Source organism: Nocardia sp. NPDC049220, assembly GCF_040647855.1.
Taxonomy (GTDB): domain Bacteria; phylum Actinomycetota; class Actinomycetes; order Mycobacteriales; family Mycobacteriaceae; genus Nocardia.
This window is the reverse complement of record NZ_JBEZDA010000001.1, coordinates 194,568-211,972: the sequence shown is the minus strand read 5'-3', so window position 1 is coordinate 211,972 and position 17,405 is coordinate 194,568. Positions and strand designations below refer to the sequence as shown.

Annotated in this window: 16 protein-coding genes; 2 read left to right on the top strand and 14 right to left on the bottom strand. The window is 66.9% G+C overall.

Annotation, left to right across the window (positions count from 1 at the left end; all coding sequences use genetic code 11):
* Positions 1 to 141: 141 nt before the first annotated feature.
* Entirely contained in the window at positions 142 to 588 is a 447-nt protein-coding gene (locus tag AB0C34_RS00940) for a cupin domain-containing protein (protein ID WP_357066007.1), read from the bottom strand.
* Between the two features lie 334 nt (positions 589 to 922).
* On the opposite strand from AB0C34_RS00940, the gene AB0C34_RS00935 reads away from it, so the two are divergent.
* Entirely contained in the window at positions 923 to 2,626 is a 1,704-nt protein-coding gene (locus tag AB0C34_RS00935) for a metallophosphoesterase (protein WP_357068382.1), read from the top strand.
* A 4-nt stretch (positions 2,627 to 2,630) separates the two neighbouring features.
* Here AB0C34_RS00935 and AB0C34_RS00930 read toward each other — a convergent pair whose 3' ends face one another.
* From AB0C34_RS00930 to AB0C34_RS00895, 8 genes are all read right to left on the bottom strand, one after another.
* Positions 2,631 to 2,972 carry a TfoX/Sxy family protein gene (locus AB0C34_RS00930; protein WP_357066004.1) on the bottom strand — a complete coding sequence of 114 codons (342 nt, stop codon included), beginning with the start codon at positions 2,970 to 2,972 and terminating at the stop codon, positions 2,631 to 2,633.
* A 37-nt stretch (positions 2,973 to 3,009) separates the two neighbouring features.
* Positions 3,010 to 3,987: an alpha/beta hydrolase family protein gene (locus AB0C34_RS00925; protein ID WP_357066001.1), complete on the bottom strand. Its 978-nt coding sequence runs from the start codon at positions 3,985 to 3,987 to the stop codon at positions 3,010 to 3,012.
* 396 nt (positions 3,988 to 4,383) lie between these two features.
* Positions 4,384 to 5,136: a sirohydrochlorin chelatase gene (locus AB0C34_RS00920; protein ID WP_357065999.1), complete on the bottom strand. Its 753-nt coding sequence runs from the start codon at positions 5,134 to 5,136 to the stop codon at positions 4,384 to 4,386.
* Positions 5,133 to 6,374, bottom strand: coding sequence for a uroporphyrinogen-III synthase (locus AB0C34_RS00915; protein WP_357065996.1), 1,242 nt, complete (start codon positions 6,372 to 6,374; stop codon positions 5,133 to 5,135). Before AB0C34_RS00915 ends, AB0C34_RS00920 begins: the two co-directional genes overlap by 4 nt.
* Positions 6,375 to 6,378: 4 nt before the next feature.
* On the bottom strand, positions 6,379 to 6,777 hold the full coding sequence (gene nirD / locus AB0C34_RS00910; RefSeq protein ID WP_357065993.1) for a nitrite reductase small subunit NirD: 399 nt from the start codon (positions 6,775 to 6,777) through the stop codon (positions 6,379 to 6,381).
* 64 nt (positions 6,778 to 6,841) lie between these two features.
* Entirely contained in the window at positions 6,842 to 9,367 is a 2,526-nt protein-coding gene (gene nirB, locus AB0C34_RS00905; protein ID WP_357065990.1) for a nitrite reductase large subunit NirB, read from the bottom strand.
* Positions 9,368 to 9,396: 29 nt separating this feature from the next.
* A complete protein-coding gene (locus AB0C34_RS00900; protein ID WP_357065988.1) occupies positions 9,397 to 10,917 on the bottom strand; it encodes a nitrate/nitrite transporter in 1,521 nt (506 codons plus the stop codon).
* A 149-nt stretch (positions 10,918 to 11,066) separates the two neighbouring features.
* Positions 11,067 to 12,320: an MFS transporter gene (locus tag AB0C34_RS00895; RefSeq protein WP_357065985.1), complete on the bottom strand. Its 1,254-nt coding sequence runs from the start codon at positions 12,318 to 12,320 to the stop codon at positions 11,067 to 11,069.
* A 65-nt stretch (positions 12,321 to 12,385) separates the two neighbouring features.
* On the opposite strand from AB0C34_RS00895, the gene AB0C34_RS00890 reads away from it, so the two are divergent.
* A complete protein-coding gene (locus tag AB0C34_RS00890) occupies positions 12,386 to 13,057 on the top strand; it encodes an FCD domain-containing protein (RefSeq protein ID WP_357065982.1) in 672 nt (223 codons plus the stop codon).
* A gap of 145 nt (positions 13,058 to 13,202) precedes the next feature.
* Here the strand turns inward: AB0C34_RS00890 and AB0C34_RS00885 are convergent, their stop codons facing one another.
* From AB0C34_RS00885 to AB0C34_RS00865, 5 genes are all read right to left on the bottom strand, one after another.
* Positions 13,203 to 13,610: a hypothetical protein gene (locus tag AB0C34_RS00885; protein WP_357065979.1), complete on the bottom strand. Its 408-nt coding sequence runs from the start codon at positions 13,608 to 13,610 to the stop codon at positions 13,203 to 13,205.
* 332 nt (positions 13,611 to 13,942) lie between these two features.
* Positions 13,943 to 14,716, bottom strand: coding sequence for an ESX secretion-associated protein EspG (locus AB0C34_RS00880; protein ID WP_357065976.1), 774 nt, complete (start codon positions 14,714 to 14,716; stop codon positions 13,943 to 13,945).
* Between the two features lie 23 nt (positions 14,717 to 14,739).
* The gene (locus AB0C34_RS00875; RefSeq protein ID WP_357065974.1) at positions 14,740 to 16,071 is read right to left on the bottom strand and encodes a hypothetical protein; all 1,332 of its coding nucleotides are present in this window, start codon (positions 16,069 to 16,071) and stop codon (positions 14,740 to 14,742) included.
* Between the two features lie 367 nt (positions 16,072 to 16,438).
* Positions 16,439 to 16,822 carry a hypothetical protein gene (locus AB0C34_RS00870; RefSeq protein ID WP_357065972.1) on the bottom strand — a complete coding sequence of 128 codons (384 nt, stop codon included), beginning with the start codon at positions 16,820 to 16,822 and terminating at the stop codon, positions 16,439 to 16,441.
* A gap of 15 nt (positions 16,823 to 16,837) precedes the next feature.
* Entirely contained in the window at positions 16,838 to 17,362 is a 525-nt protein-coding gene (locus tag AB0C34_RS00865; RefSeq protein WP_357065969.1) for a DUF3558 domain-containing protein, read from the bottom strand.
* Positions 17,363 to 17,405 lie beyond the last annotated feature (43 nt).

The following is a 17,405-nucleotide window of genomic DNA, read 5'->3' as shown; positions in this document are numbered from 1 at the left end:
TCGCCCGTTGGTCGGAACTGTCGGTGCGCGTTCGACACATTTCGCGAACTTTCTTCCGAACCTCGCACAATCGCTGGTGCAACACGGGCTCCGTGCCTCTCCCCGCGCGGGCGATGGCGGCCGATGGTGCGCGAACGTCAACTACGCACAGGGCGGCGCGGGTTCGTCCACGAACAGCGGCATTCCGGTGGGTGGGGCGTAGACCACGTCGAGGATCAGCGGTTCGCGGCCGAGATTGTGGCCGATGTGCACGTTCCACTCGCCGGCGGGCTCGAAGATGAAATCGCCCGCTCGGTAGACCGGCGCGTCACACTCGGGCCCGGGATGGGTGAGGGTACCGGCGCGGACGAATCCGAAAACCGGGCCGTCATGGTGGTGCCAGCCGGTGGAACCGCCGGGGCCGATGGTGATCTCGCGGACGACGAAGTCGGTGCCGGCGACGAAGGGGAGCAGTCCCGCGGGAATCTGCGCCTGGCTGAGGGTGACCGCGGTGATGTCGCTACCTGGGGTCGCGTGAGCGTTCGCCGCCAGCACCGGCGAGCCGACGAGCACGGCCACCGCGACGGCGGAACGGGTGAAAATCGCCATCCGCGCAGCCTAGTTCCTGGTCCAAATACGTTGTGGTGCTGACGCCCCGGCTGCTCGGTGAGCGCAGTGTGATGGCTGCTGTTCTGCCCCCTGATGACCACCTGTCGACTGCGCTCGAGGAACAGCTCATGACCGGGCGCCGGAAACTCGAGCGGTGCGCCGAATCCGTCACCCGAGCGAGAACCGGTCCAGAATCAGGGTTTTGTGATGTTTGCGCGGATTGTCCGGAGCTATCCAGTGGTAACAAACACAGACGGGCGCGGTTGATCCGTTATTCCCGCACACGGTGCTGGTCAAGTTGCTGAAAATGCTCAGTCCGTACAGCATCGGCGGTATGCCGTCCACTCCGCTGAACCCAGCAGGCGACATTCCGGACACCGGAATCCCTGGCCGTCTCGCCGCCGATATGACAATGACGGAACAACACGAGTGGCACCGCGCCTATCTGCGCCGCCATCCGGTGTCGCGGCGCAACATCCTGCGGGGCGCCGCCGCGGCCGCCGCCGTCGCCACGGTCGGTGTTTCGCCGTTCGGCCGGCGCGCCTACGCCGAGGACGCCCCGCTCGCGGTCGGCGGACGACATGTCGGATACGGGCAGGACGCCGCGAGCCAGCTGCGCTTCGCCGGCCAATTGTCCCGGCGACCGGCAGGCGCCACGGTGTACCTCGATCATGGCCCCTCCCCTGCCCTGGGCGCGACAGTCGAGGCCGAAGTGCGCAATTTGCTCACTCAGGTGCCCACGGCCGACGGCGGAGTCCTCGCGGCGGAACAGTTCTACGTCCACGCCCCGGTGGACGGCCTGCCCGGCCGAGTGCCGCATTTCTACCGCTGGCGGACCTCCGACGGATTCGTCGGCGACATCCGCGCCGCCGCACCGGCGATGCCGACCGGACGGGCCGCAATCCTGCCGTTCCGCTTCACCATGATGGGCGACCAGGGGACCGACGCGACTCCTGGGCTGCCGGACGGTGTCGCCGCGGGCGACTACGACGACAAGTACTACAAAGCCGACAACGATCCGACCGTTTCCCACGCGGACAACGTGCTGCGCCAGATCGCGGCGGCCCGGCCGGATTTCCACATCCTGGCGGGCGACATCGCCTACGCCGACCCCTCCGGCGCAGGCAAACCAGGTCAATTCGTCGGCCACGAAGCACAACCGGTGAGCGGGTTCGACAAGTACAACCCCTATGTCTGGGATGTCTATTTCGGCGCCATCGAGGTCAGCGCCGCGCAGACGCCGTGGATGTTCGCCACCGGCAACCACGACATGGAAGCGACGTACGGGAACAACGGCTACGGCGGACATCTCGCGCGACTCGACCCTCCGGGCAACGGTCCGGCGGGCTGCCCCTCGGCGTATTCGTTCACCTACGGCAATGTCGCGGTGCTCTCGCTCGATGCCAACGACGTCACCTACGAGATCCGTGCCAACACCGGTTATTCCGTTGGCACGCAGACAAGTTGGGTGGAGCGCACGCTCGCGGCCTACCGCGCCGATCGCGACATCGATTTCATCGTCTGTTTCTTCCACCACTGTGCCTACTCGACCACCGAGGCGCACGCCAGCGACGGCGGGGTGCGCGACGCCTGGGTCGGACTGTTCGACCGGTACCAGGTGGATCTGGTATTGCAGGGCCACAACCACGTCTATGAGCGCACCGATCCGATCCGCGGTGGGAGTGCGACGAAAGTCGCGGGCGACAACTCGATCGTCTACCCCGACACCGAGGGGACCGTCTACTACACCGTCGGAGGCGGCGGACGCCCGCGCTACGACTTCCAACCCGGTTCGCTGGAGTCCTTCCGTGGCAATGAATTGCCCGACACCACGGTGCCCAACAGCTATGTCTGGACGCCCGACGGTGGCAAGCAGGATGAGGCCGCACCATGGTCGCGGGTCCGCTTCCGGAACTACTCGTTCCTGCGCGTCGACGTGCGCCCCGGCGTCTTCGCCAGCGAGATGGACGTGGTCGCGGTCGACGAGTACGGCCGCGAGTTCGACCGGGTGACCTTCCGCCGCCAGGTCCGGCCCTGACGCGCTATTTCTTCGCCCTTTTCGGTGGGAGGGTCCGGGCGTAGGCGATGCCGCGCCCAACCCACTCCCGCAGCACTTCGTCGTCGTCGGCCGCCGCTGGGTCGACCCGAAGCCAGCCGACCATCTCGCGACCACCCATGATCATGGGCTCGACCGCGGCGCCGACTAGCCGCTCCCCCTCCTCCGGGTCGACCCGGACCAGCAGGCCGCCTCGGCCACTGGCCGCCACCGCCATGTTGCCGCCGATCAGGAACGCCAGGCCGCCGAACATCCGCTGCTCGGTGAGTTCCGGCCCCGGCACGATCAACTCACGGATTCGCTCGGCCAGTTCCTCGTCGTATGCCATGGCGGGATTGTCCACCTCGGGTACGACAGGTTCGCCGCTATACGCCGAGCGCCGCGGCGAACAGCGGCCAGGACTGGTGCACATCGTCCTGCCAATACGACCAGGCGTGTGTGCCCGCCGGACGGAAATTGGCGGTGACCGGGATGCCTAGGGACTCCAGCCGGTCTACCAGCGGGCGGGCGCATCCGTTGACCACCGTCTCCATGAGACCGCCGACCAAAATCCGATCCAGCAGCCGGATCGGGTTGCCCTCGATACCCGTGTCATCGAGCGTCTCGTGCTCGCCCGCGACGCCGGAACCCGACGAGATATACAGCGCCACGCCGCGCAGCCGCTCCGCCTGCACCATCGGATCGTGCTCGGCCCAGGCCGGATCCTCCGGCCCGCCCCACATGTTGCTCGCGTTCGCGCCGAATACCGCGAGCTGCGAGTTGACGTATGCCTGCGACACCGGGTCGCTGATGCGCGGGCATCCGCTGTACGCGCCGACCGCGCGGTACATGCCCGGCGCACCGATCGCCAGGTTCAACGCGGACGTCGCCGACATGGACGTGCCGGCGACGGCGTTACGTCCGTTCATCCCGAACCTGGATTCCAGCAAAGGGGGCAGTTCCTTGGTCAGGAAGGTGGTCCACCGATTGCGGCCGAGGACCGGATCGTCGTGCAGCCAGTCGGTGTAGTAGCTGGCGCGCCCGCCCATCGGCACGATCACGTTGACCGGCTTGTCGGCGAAGAACTCCGCGACGTCGGTGCGCCGCATCCACGGTCCACCATCCTCGCCACCGTCCACCGCGTTCAGGAGGTACAGCGCGGGGGCGCCGGCCCCGGGATGCGACATCCACAGGGTGATGGGACGGTCCATCGCGGCCGAATGCACGACGACTTCGAACTGCCGCCCGCCCAGCGGCCGAACGTCGAGAATCTGTGAGCCAGGGTCGGCGGCGGCCTTCGCGGCCGGAAGGAGTGCGGCGCAGACCGCGAGGAGGGAAACCAGGCATCGCATGGGCCGGTACATGGATCGAGTTTGTATCACGCCAGCCAAACCCATACAGCATCCTTCGGGCACGTTATCCAATCGGAGCATAAGCGCAGTTCAGCAGTGATACATTCGGTGGACTCGAGAATATGCAGCGGCGCAGCTATTTATCAGCGACGTTTGCGGATTCGTACGGCCGACGCCGCGCGAATGCTCTTCACGTCCGCGCCGACCGCCGTCCGGTACGCGGCGCCGTGCCGGGACCGCAATGACGAGGCATTCCCTAGCTGACCGTCTCTTTCCGAGGCGATCTCGATGTCTACGAACCTGGAACCGTCATCGGCGCTCTCCGATCCGGGTGTAGGACAATCGGTTACGCACCCCGCGGAATGCGCTCGGCGCGGCACCCGATTCCCCAGCGGAACTGTCGAATACTCAGCGCGCCCGCACCCGGACCATCTCGCGCGCAGCGGTCCGGTATCGGTCGGCGAGCAGCCGGACCGCTGCCGGATGAACCCCGATGGGTTCGGCGACGCCGTCCGCGCCCGCCTCGGACAAACGCTGGTGGAACAGTCCGTGCGCCAGCAGGTACGAGGCGATGAGCACCCGCCGCGCGCCGGTGGCACGTAGCTCGGCGACCACCTCCGGTATCCGTGGCGCGCCGGTCGCGACATAACCGATGCGGACCGGAGCACCGAGATATTCGGCCAGCAGCGCGGCCGCACGCCGAATATCCGCGCGGGCGCGGGCGTCCGACGAGCCCGCCGCGGCGAAGACCACCGCATCACCCGGCCCCCAACCCGCGGCACGCAGGCGCACGGCCATGATCCGCGCCAACGCGCGATCGGGCCCCATCGCGGCGGTGACCACCACCGCCGGATGGGCACTGTCGGCCACCTCGCGCGGCACGTCCTGGTAGACGTGATATCCCGAGGCCAGGAACGCCGGAACCACCACGGCGGACTCGAATTTCCCGGACGGCGTCACCAGACCGCGCAGCACTTCGGCGGGCGAAGGACCCAGCACGTCGACGAAGGCCGTACGCACTCTAGGTGTCGGCGTGGTGCCACGCCCAGAAATCCCGGCGCCGAGTTCCTTCGACACGGCCTCGGCGAGCGCCGCGATCATCTGCACGCCCTTGCTGCTGCGAGTCCCGTGCGCCACCAGCACCAAGGCTGGCGCGGTCACCAGTTGCCCGCAGGCTGGACATACTGCGGGCCCCGGGGCGGAAGGTCGACTCCGGGCGCCCGCTGGCCTCCGGCCATCTGATGGGGTGGATTGTCGTCGGCGTATTCCGCTGGGTCCAGCGCGAGCCGATATCCACGTTTGACCACGGTCTGAATCACTTTGGGTGTCCCGAGCCCGGCACGCAGGCGAGCGATGGCGGTTTCTACCGCGTGGGTGTCCTCACCGCCGCCGGGCAGCGCGGCAAGTAGGTCCTCGCGGGAGACGACCCGACCGGGCTGCCCGGCCAGCGCACGCATCAAGGCCATCGGCGCCGGCGCCAGCTGGCGCACCTGGCCGTCGACCACCACACCGGCGCCGCGCACGCTGATGTGATGCCCGGCGGCGTGAATCCGGTTGGCGCGCCGTGGCAGTTCCTCGGCGACGTGGCGGGCCAGCGCGCCGAGCCGCGCCCGGCCCGGCATCGAGGTGGGCACCCCGAGTTCTTCCAGCGGCGCCGCCGTGATCGGGCCGACGCACGCCGCGAGCACCCGACCGCGCAGTGCGTACACCAGTCGTTCGAGCAGGCCGGTTCCGTTGGCGCGCATCAACATCGACGCGACGGCGGGCGCGCTGGTGAAGGTGACGCAGTCCAGACCGGAGGTGACGACGGCCTCGATCAGCTGATCCAACGGGCCCTGGTCGTCCGGGGGAACCCATCGGTACACCGGAACCGGGACGACATCCGCGCCGGCGCACCGCAATACCTCGCAGAAGTCGGGAACCGGTTCCCACTCGGTGGTCGCGCCATGCAACTGCACCGCGATCCGCACACCCGACACACCTTCGGCGAGCAGATGGTCGAGCACTTCGGCGGAAGACTCGGAGCCGGGCGACCATTCCTCACGCAGTTCCGCGGCGCGGATCGCGCCTTTGGCCTTCGGACCGCGCGCGAGCATCCGAGTGGCGCCGAGGGTGTTCCGCAGATCGTCGGCCAATCCCCAGCCTTCAGCCGCCTCCATCCACCCGCGGAAGCCGATGCCGGTGGTGGCCACGGTGATCTGGGGCGGTTCGGCGACCAGCAGCCGGGTGACCCGCTCCAGTTCGGTGTCGTCGGCGAGCGGAATGATCCGGATGGCCGGTGCGAACACGATCTCCGCGCCCCGTCGCCGCAGCAGCGTGGCGAACTCTTCGGCCCGTCTGGACGCCGTGATGCCGATGGTGAACCCGGCCAGACAGGCATCCGCCGCGAGGGTGGTCATGCTGTCATTCCTCCGAGCCGAGCCCGGGGATCACCGGTTCGTTGGAGACCGAGACGATGCCGTCACCCACGCGCACCGCGTACACCGGCAGCATCGCCGATTCGTCGTCCAGGCAGCGCCCGTCGACCAGCGAGAAGGCCTGCTTCAGCAAAGGTGACGCGACGACGGGCACGCCGCCGCGATCGCCGACGATCCCGCGCGAGATGACCGCGGCCCGGCCGATCGGGTCGATATTGCCAACGGCGTAGAGCATGCCGTCGGCTAATAGGAACAGAGCGGCCTGTCGGCCACCTTTCAACAACACCGCGACGCCGCGGCCGGGAATCAGGTAGTCGAGCCGACATGCCTGCGTCCACCCCGTGGCGGTAGCTGCGGCGATGCCGGGAGTATCGATCACAGTCATCGGTGTCATCCTCCAAACGCCTTGACCATTCGTACCGGCGTTCTGTTTCTGTGCGGTTAAGCGATCATTGCCCCTGCGTGGCAACCGGTATTTCCGGCAGTCCGAGCAGGACGGGCACCTTCCGCTCGCCGGTTTCGTCGAAGGAAATCGTCGGATCGGCTTCCTCAGGGGCGTTGACGAACGAGACGAAGCGAGACAGCTTCTCGTCGTCGTCCAGCACCGCGGCCCACTCGTCGCGGTAGCCGGCGACATGCTGGGCCATCGCCGCCTCCAGATCGTCGGCGATGCTGAGGCCGTCCTCGCAGATCACCCGTCGAAGCTGAGTCAGGCCGCCCTCCAGCGCCGCTTGCCACGGCGCGGTGCGCTGCAGCCGATCGGCGGTGCGGATGTAGAACATCAGATAGCGGTCGATGTACTTGATCAGGGTCTCGTCATCGAGATCGCCCGCGAGCAGCACGCCATGTTGGGGAGTGAGGCCGCCGTTGCCACCGACATACAGGTTCCAGCCGTTCTCGGTGGCGATCACACCGACGTCCTTGCCGCGGGCCTCGGCGCATTCGCGGGCGCAGCCGGAGACGGCCAGTTTCAACTTGTGCGGCGAGCGCAGACCTCGGTAGCGCTTCTCCAGCAGCACGGCCATGCCGACCGAATCCTGCTGGCCGTAACGGCACCAGGCAGAACCGACGCAGCTCTTCACGGTGCGCAACGACTTGCCGTACGCGTGACCGGATTCCATGCCCGCGTCGACCAGTCGCCGCCAGATCACCGGGAGTTGTTCGACGCGGGCGCCGAACAGGTCGATGCGCTGGCCGCCGGTCACCTTCACATACAGGCCGAATTCTTTGGCCACCTCGCCGATGGTGATCAACTGCTCGGCGGTGACTTCGCCCCCCGGCATCCGCGGCACCACCGAGTAGGTGCCGTTCTTCTGCAAGTTGGCCAGGAAGTGGTCGTTGGTGTCCTGCAGGGCGGCCTGCTCGCCGTCGAGGATGTGCTCGCTCGAGGTGGAGGCGAGAATGGAGGCGACGGTCGGCTTGCAGATATCGCAACCGGTGCCCTTACCGTACTTGGTGATCAGGCCGGAGAAGGTACGGATGCCGGTCACCTGGACGATCTGGAACAGCTCGGCGCGGGACTGCTCGAAGTGCTCGCATAGTGCTTTGGACAGCTGCACACCGGACTGCTCGAGCAACTTCGCGAGCATGGGAACGCAACCGCCGCACGAGGTCCCGGCGGCGGTGCACGTCTTGATGCCGGGGATGTCGCAGGCGCCGTCGGCGATCGCACCGCGGATCGCGCCCTTCGTCACGTTGTTGCAGGAGCAGATCTGCGCGTCGTCCGGCAGCGCGTCCGCGCCGAGCTCCCGGCCCGCGGGCGAGATCAGCGCGGCGGGTTCCGCGGGCAGCGGACGGCCGACCAGTGGGCGCAGCGCCGCGTAGGCGGTGGCATCGCCGACCAGGATGCCGCCGAGCAGGATCTTCGCGTCATCGGAGACGACAAGCTTCGCGTAGGTGCCCTTGGCCGCGTCGTGCAGCACGACCGACAGCGCGCCGTCGGTGCTGCCGTGCGCATCACCGAAACTGGCCACGTCCACGCCGAGCAGTTTGAGCTTGGTCGACAGGTCCGCGCCGGGGAATTCGCCCGCGCCGCCGAGTAGTCGGTCCGCGACGACCTCGGCGGTGCTGTAACCGGGCGCGACCAGCCCGTAGCACACGCCCTGCACGGCGGCGCACTCCCCGATGGCCCAGATGTTCGGGTCGCTGGTCCGCATCCCGAGGTCGGTGACGATGCCACCGCGCGGTCCGACCTCGAGGCCCGCGTCGTGGGCGATCTGGTCGCGCGGGCGGACGCCGGCGGAGAACACCACCAGCCCGGCCTCGATGACCGATCCGTCCGACAGCGTGACCCGCACACCCTGATCACCCGTTTCGATCGACGAGGTACCGACGCCGGTGCGCACTCGCAGGCCGAGATCGGCGACCAGCCGCTCCAGGATCGCGCCGCCTCCCGCATCCACCTGGGCAGGCATCAACCTGGCGTTGAACTCGACCACGTGCGGGGTGAGCCCGAGCAGCCGCAGCGCGTTCGCCGCCTCCAGACCGAGCAGGCCGCCGCCGACCACCACGCCGGCCGCGCCGGGGCCCGCCGCTTCGGCGGCCGCGCGGATGCCGTCCAAGTCGTCGATGGTCCGGTAGACGAAGCACGCCGGGTGGTCGTGGCCGGGCACCGGCGGCACGAACGGGTAGGAGCCGGTGGCGAGCACCAGCGCGTCGTAGGCAAGGGTGTCCCCCGCCGAGGTGGTCACCGTGCGCGCCGTACGGTCGATCGTCTCGGCCCGCTCACCGAGCCGCAGTTCGATCAGGCCGTCACCGACGTACTCGTTGCCCGGCAGCGCGAGTGAGTTCGCGTCCCAGGCGCCGACGTAGGACGAGAGGCCGACCCGGTCATAAGCGGGTAGCCGCTCCTCGCCGAGGATGACGACCTGCCAGCGGCCGTCGCTGTCGCGCGAGCGCAGCGCCTCGACGAACCGGTGCCCGACCATCCCATGGCCGACCACCACCGCGGTCTTGCGATCGACTGTGGGCTGCATCTGGTGGTCCTCCTGGACTGGATCGGGTGTCAGGCGCGGACCGACACGGCGGACTCGGACGGGGCGCCGCCCGGCCCGGAACGGGCGGCATCGGCGGCGAGCGCCACTGTCTCGGCCGCCGCGACGACACCGGGGTCGGCGGACACGCCGCCGGCGCCGGGACGGCGCAGGAATACCGCCCAAACCGCCACGGCGCACACCACATAGAACGCCGTGAACACCCAGAACGCTGTGGTAGCCGAGGCTGTCGAGGAGTACGAGGAGCGCAGCACGAGGTTGATCGCGACACCCCCGAGCGCGCCGACGGCGCCGACGAAGCCGATCACCGCACCGGAGGTGTTGCGCGACCACTCGGCCCGCGCCGCGGCAGTGGCGTCCAGGCTGTGGGACTTCGCTTCGAAGACCGACGGAATGATCTTGGTGACCGATCCGTTGCCGATGCCCGACAGCACGAACAACGCGATGAAGCCGACGACGAGGGCGGTCAGCACGATTCCGCTCGCCACACCGCCGTGCTGGTCGGCCATCGCGGCGGCCACCGCGACCAGCACCGCGGCCGCCGTCATGGCGGCGAACACGAACAGGGTGACCCGGCTACCGCCGATCCGGTCGGCCCATTTGCCGCCGTAAGGCCTGGCCAGCGAACCGAGCAACGGACCGAGGAACGCGATCTGCGCGGCGTGCAGGGTGGCCTGCGCGACAGTGTCACCACCGGCCTTGAAACTGATCTGTAGCACCTGGCCGAAGGCGAAGCTGTAGCCGATGAACGAACCGAAGGTGCCGATATAAAGGAACGCGATCGCCCAGGACTGCGGCACCTTCAGCGCGGTGACCAGAGCGGACAGATCGGCATGTTGATTGGGCAGGTTGTCCATGTACCGGGCCGCGCCGAGCCCGGCCAGCGCGACCAGCACCAAGTAGACCGCACAGACCACCGAGGCGTACCCGTTGCCGAGCATCGCGATGACCAGCAGACCGATCAGCTGGATCACCGGAACACCGATATTGCCGCCGCCCGCGTTCAGGCCGAGCGCCCAACCCTTGAGCCGCTGCGGGTAGAAGGCGTTGATGTTTGTCATCGACGAGGCGAAGTTGCCGCCGCCGAAGCCCGCGAACGCCGCGACCACGAGAAACGTGGCGTACGAGGTACCCGGTTGGTTGATGAAATACAGCGTGAGCAGGGTCGGGACCAGCAGCAGCAGCGCGCTGAACACTGTCCAGTTGCGTCCGCCGAACCGCGCGGTCGCGACGGTGTAGGGAATCCGAAGCAACGCGCCGACGAGCGTCGGCATCGCGACCAGGAAGAACTTGCCCGCCGCGTCGATACCGAACTGGTCGGTGGGCATGAACAGCACCATCACCGACCAAATCGACCAGATCGAGAATCCCATGTGTTCGGCGACGACCGACCAGACCAGGTTGCGCTTGGCGATGTCCTTGCCGCCCGCTTCCCAGGCCACGACATCCTCGGCATCCCACTGCTCGATCGGCGACCGCCGGATCTTCGTTCGTTCCGGCGCTCCCGGGCGGTGACGCGTCAGCGAGCTCATCAGGGCCTCCCACAATTAGGTTGGCCCAACGGTAGGTAACGGGTATTGCCGAAATGCTGCGCGAAATGACCGTCAAATCAAAGGTTGCTCACGCCTGCGCACCGCACCGGGTGAGGCGGTCGCAGCGCCGAAGCCCGCCCAGCACCGATTCACCAGGTATCTTCGAGCATGCGCGGCTTGCACGCCTGCCAGGCGCCCGCGAGCAGAATGAGCACCGCGACGCCGAGCATCGTGAACGGGGCGAGCCATCCGTCGGTCGCCGTGCGCAACATGCCGAACAGCAGCGGACCGACGCAGGCCACCGCATACCCGACACCCTGGGTGAACCCGGACAGCGCGGCCGACCCGCCTGGCGTGCGAGTGCGCAGGTTGATCAGCGTCAGCGCCATCGGGAAGGTGCTCGGGCCGAGGCCGAGCAGCACAACCCACAGGATCGGCGCGCCCATCGGGGCGATCAGCAGCCCCGCGAACGCGGCGTAGAAGAACACCGCGCAGACCACCACGACCAGATACGGGTTCCGGAACCGAGCGACCACCGTAGGCGCGGTGAGCGCCGCGACCAGACCGACCACAGAGAACAGTCCGACCATCGCGCCGCCGAACCCGGCGCTCGCGCCCGCCTCGCGCAGGATCTTCGGCAGCCAGGTGAACATGGCATAAGTGGTCAACGATGTCATGCCGAACATACCGGCCATTCCCCAGGCGATCGGCGAACGCCAGACACGTCCGACGCGCGGGGTCGGCGCCGGTACGGCCGTCGTGTCCATCCGGTCGCGACCGCGCCGGCCCAGCAGGATCGCGATCCACGGCAGCGCCGCAGCGAACCCGGCCAGCGCCCACATTCCGAGCGACACTCGCCAGCCGTACGCGTCGGCGACCGGGATCGCGGCGAACGCAGGCACGATGCTGCCGATCTGGACCATCACGATGTACAGCGAACTCACCACCGCGAGGCGATCGGGAAAGTACCGCTTGACCAACGGCGGAATAACCACGTTGCCGATACCCATCCCGGCGAGCGCGAGCGCGGAGAAGGTGAGCAATCCCACGGTGCCCGACAACAACACCCGGATCAGCATGCCCGCGCCGGCCATCAGCATGGCGGTCAGCGCGGTCCGCTCCAACCCGAGCCGGCGCGCCAGAATCGGGGTGAGCAGTCCGGACAGCGCGAACATCGCGGTCGGGATCATGCCGAACACCCCGACAACGACGGCGCCGTAACCGATCTCGGCGCCGATCTGCTCGGCAAGGGGGCTGAACGCGGTGACGGCGACCCGCAGGGTGAGCGCGGACATCACAATGGCGGTAAGGACCAGCAGGCGACCCTCCGTCAAAGCGCGTCGACGGCGCTCGACCAGGACAGATTCCTGGCCGGCGGAAGTTTCGGAGAGGGTCGCAGTCACTGCGAAATCATAGGATGACCGGATGATGGAGGGCAACGGTTTGTGATGGGCGGTACTCTGTCGGTGTGCAACACGTCCGGCGTACCAGCCTCATCGCTCAGGTCACCGAACAGCTGCGTGCCGAAATTCGCTCCGGTCGTTGGCCGATCGGCTCCCGCATCCCCACCGAACCGGAACTCACCGAGCTCACCGGGACCGGCCGAAACACCGTACGCGAGGCCGTCCAAGCCCTCGTGCACGCCGGCATGCTGGAGCGGCGGCAAGGCTCGGGAACCTACGTGATCGCAGCCTCCGACCTCGGCGGCACCCTGGCGAAATACTTCGCCGACGCCGAGGAACGCGATGTGCTGGAGCTGCGGTTGGCCTTGGATACCACCGCGGCCGCACTAGCGGCGCGCCGCCGCGACGACACCGACATCGCGAATTTGCTCCGCCTGCTCGACGAACGCGACAAACAATGGGAAGACGACCCGGCCGCCGGGGTCACCGCGGATGTCGAGTTGCACCGCGCGATCGTCGTCGCGAGCCACAACACGGTGTACCTCGAGTTCTACGACTCACTGCTACCGATCATCGAACAGGTCATCCGCGCACGGACTTTGAAGTCCGACGACTCCTATACAGACGAGCACGCGGAATTGGTGCACGCGGTGATCGATGGCGACTCCGAGCGGTCCGCCTCGGCTACCCAGTGCTTTCTCCAGTCCTTGATCGCGGAATACCCGGACGCGCGGTAGCTGCGCACCATCGTGGGTAGGACGCCCGAAGCCATGGCGTGCGGACTTGGCAACTGCCCGAGCGTCACCCGAACACCTTGCGGCACACGCGCATCGATCGCCCGGATGGAGTGAGGGGCCGACAGTGTGACGACCCCTCGTTCCTTCATCCGAGACCGGGGTAAATGTAATGGGACGCGCCGCCACCCGGTTGGGCGGAGCCGGTGATCGCAGGGAAGTTGAACGGCAGCGCGATCAGTTTGTGCGGGTTGCCGTCGCGGTCTGCCTGCCAGCAGCCGTAGGTGACACCATGGAAGCCGGTGCACACGATGCGGGTGCTCGTGCCGTATGGCGAGGTGAGTCTGCTCCTGGTGTCGAGCGGGTTCCAATACGCCAGGTCGGTTGGGGTGAGGAAGTTCTTGGTCTCGTAGGGAGCGGTAGGGCTCGGCTGCGTCGGTTCGGGCGGCCATTCGTCGGCCGCCGCGACGCCCGCCCCACCGATCAGCGCTGTGCACGCGATGCTGGTGATCGCAGCCAGCCGGATGATGCCATCGGTGATCCTGTTCGTCTGCATACCTGTCTGTCGCTCCGGCGCCCTGGAGGGTTACGACACCAGAGATTCCTTACACCGATCGAAGCCAAAGGTGAAAGCGCCACCCGTACTGCACATCCCGAAGACACGGCACCTCGCCACTTCCCGATCTCGCACCAGTGGAAAGCAACGGCAATCGCTCCGCGCTCCACCGCACTACACCAACCGGCAGCGAACATCCAGCGCAGGCCCGCTCATCGCCTCGCTCAGCGAACGTAGTGAAATGCCAGCCACGCGACGCCGATCGACCACCCTTTGCCTATCATCGACAACCATCGCTCACTGCGCGTTGGGCGGGTCCGTCCGCGCGTGGCTCAGTACGGTCGGTGAACACCGTCGCGCACTTCGGTGACGGTCCGGGTGATCAGCTGCTGCAAGGTGGCGATGATCCGCTCGGCTGTGGTGGGTTTGATGGTCAGCGTCTGGGTGCCGAAGGTGACGTAGCGGCCGTCATCTTCCACGTCGTTGACCTGGAAATCCTTGCGACCGTGTATATGCCGATTGTCTACGCTGCCCATCGCGTACACCCCGACATGCGAGATCGTGGTCATCGCACGGGTGAAGAACTGTTCGAACTCCTCCCGCGGTGTCGGTCGCCAAGCGTCGCGCACCGGTGGCCGTGGCCGCTCCAACTCCTCGACCGAAGCCTGCAACGGTTTACCCCGCCCCGCGGCGCACGCGGGGAGCACGTCGACCACCGAGCGCGCCACCTCGCCCGGCGGCAGCAGCGTCAACACCACATCACCGCCCTGCTTGTGGTCCGGCCCCGGTTCCTGCACCGCCACCACTCCGTGCAGGTCGTGCACCCCGGCATGTGCACGCAGTGTGCGGTCCCGGCACGCACCGACGAACCCGGCGAGTTCCACCCGAGCCTCCGGCGCCAGCAGCACTTCGATCGCGCGCAGCAGATCGTCGCCAAGATGCGGACGCAGTGACCGCGCCGCCGCCTGCCGCAACCGCAGACTCTCCGACCGGAACTTTGTCGTGTACTGGTGCCGCAACGGATAGGGCAGCACGTCACGGCCGGTGGATTCCCACAGAGTCCGGAATTCGAGCGCGGTGAACCGCCAGCTCCGCTCAGCAGTCATGGGTGTTTCCTTATTGTGCCGGGCTATTCGCCGATGACCGGTGGCACGGCCTTGGGTATGTCCGCCAGCCCGGTGAGCTCATCGCCGTGTTCCTGAGTGATCAGGTACTCCGGAATGCCCTTGCTGGACTCCTCATCGGATTTGCCATTGCGCGCACCGGTCCCCATTCCGCCTGGCGCGCCGCCCATGCCTGCGCGGCCGGGAGCGGTTGCCGCGGCCGGGGCCGCCGTCGAGGTGTTCGGTGTACCCCTGGGTGGCACCGAAACGCCTGGTGCGCCGGGACCAGTTGGGCTGGCGGGACTTCCGATGCTGCCCGGCGTGCCGTGAAGCGGGCTGCCGGTGGTGCTGGGCACGGTGCTCGGGGCTGGTGCGGTCGAAGCGGGTGTGGTCGAAGCCGGCGTCGTGGACGTGGAATCGGTGGTCGACTGCGGTGTCCCGGCACGATCGTCCGTGACCCGCGTGCTCGTGGGAGTGGTCGAATCCTCGGCGGAGTCGGAAGGGTTCGAGCCGGATGATGATGTGCCCGAGAATCTTCCGCCGCCAGTAGCGGTACCACCGGAGTTGTTGCCGCCATTATCGATGACTGGGTGGCTGTCGCCCGGATTCGTGGCCGGCGCCGGACGGGGGATCACCGGCACATTGATATCGGACTCCATCACGACCGGGGCGTACACGGTGCGCAGCACCCGCAACGCCTCGGTCTTGGCATTATGTTCGGCGACATCGTCATTGCGCCAGCCACGTCCGGCTACCCAGGAACGGAAGTTGTCCACTCCGCTCTGATGTTGCGGCGCATGGGGGACCAGTTGTTTTGTCGGCTCCAACCCGGTCCGCAATTCCGCCAGCTTGCCGCTGGTCAATCGGGCCGCGTTCGAGACCTGCGCACCCTGGGCGGCATAGTCGCGAACCCCGTTCACCGCCGCGTCGCGTGCCGCACCGCGCCACACACTCTCATCGGTTCCGCGGGCCATTTCCTTTGTGAAGACGTCGAGTGAAGCCTGGGCACGATCGGCGATGCTGTTCCAGCTGGCTATCAGGTCACCGACTGAATTCAGATCGATGTGGTCGACCTTGCCGCGCAACGCCGCGACGTCGTGCCTCTCGAACTCATCGATGTCGAGCACTTCTCGCGGCCGGAATTGGCCCTGGAATCCGATATCGGCGGTCCGGCTACGCACGCCATCCCGCTGCTGGTTGTATCTGTCCTGCACATCGTATGGATCGGCATCCGGCCGCAACTCCGCACCGGAAATCCAATCGGTAATGTTGCGGAGCACAATCGAGCCGAGGTCGATCTTTTCCAGACCACTGAACGGGTTACCCATCAGCCCACCGGCCACGTGGTATTCGCGCAAGTGGTATTCGTGGCGAGCGACCCTTCCGTACCGTCGGCCCTGTACCGAACGGCACCCGACGCAAGCGGGAAACCGAGCAGCATCAACACGATTCGACGGCCCATCCCCACCCTCTCCGTCCCGACTCGGGCTGCGGCAACGATAGCAGTCCTCGAATGTATTGGACACAGAGCTCGGCCATCTATTTTCGGTAGGACGCATGGGTTGTTTCGAAGATTCTCGAGTTCGTTAGACACGATGCCCTTTTCCCGCATATTCTCCGCAGCTGCCGTGAATAGATCCGCCAGCGCAGGCCCGCCGGCCTCAATGCCCGTGATCCCGCCCGTCGCGCCGGACACCGCCGAACCCGCACCGAACGTGTCGATAATCAGCCCCCTTGATCGGTGGTATTCACGATCCGAGTCGCGTTCTCGACATCCTGACCGGTGATGCGCTTGAAGGAGATCGCCATGACCTCCCGCATGTCCTTCACAGTCTCGATGTGTTCGAGGATGACCCTGTCAATCGAGTTGTCGTCGCCCGTTGCCTGCTTCAGGAACTTATTTTCCAGATCTTGGGCCATCTTGAAGTCGCCGAAACCGGAGACGTTCTGAGTTCTGCGAGCCGCAGCGAGTATGTCTTCCAGGTCCGCGATGCGCTGGTCACAGGCCTTCGCACAGTGATACGCGGCATTCTCGTCGTCCAGATACAACTCTCCGGAACGGGCCTGGCTGGCAAGCCGACTCCACACCGCAGCATCGTCCTCGCTCATCCGACGCCTCCCTGATCAGCGTGGAAGCAAGGGCACGATTGGCTCACCGACGCGATACAGGACAGTGCACGGGTCCTCGAGACTGTCCTGGCCAGGTCGGTTCGTGACAGCCAATTGCAGGACACCCTGGGATGCGGCGAACAGGACGTCGCACCCAAGATATTTCGATGCGCCCTCGACCCTGAATTGCCTACCTTGACGGCCTGCGACGGTTACATCCTTGAACTCGACGTTCCCAGGCTTGCGCTCGAACTCGGACACGGTGCGACCGGTGGAGTACACCGTGATGAAATACGTGGGTCCCTTCCAACCACAGATCTCCCAGCCCGACTGATGCACTCCGGCGATACCGGGCTCCTTGGTCACCGGGTCTGCGCCCGCCTCCCGCACTGCATCATCAGGAATCCCCGTGCACGGGTCGAACAGCGCCTTGACTGCGGCGGTGTCTGTGGCGGGCGATCCGCTCGTGGTATCCCCACACCCTGCGACGCTCAGTGCAAGTAGAAAGCCGAGCAGTACCAACGTGATTCGACGGACCATTCCCACCTCTCGACCCGTGAAAACTCAGGTTGCGCAAACACTA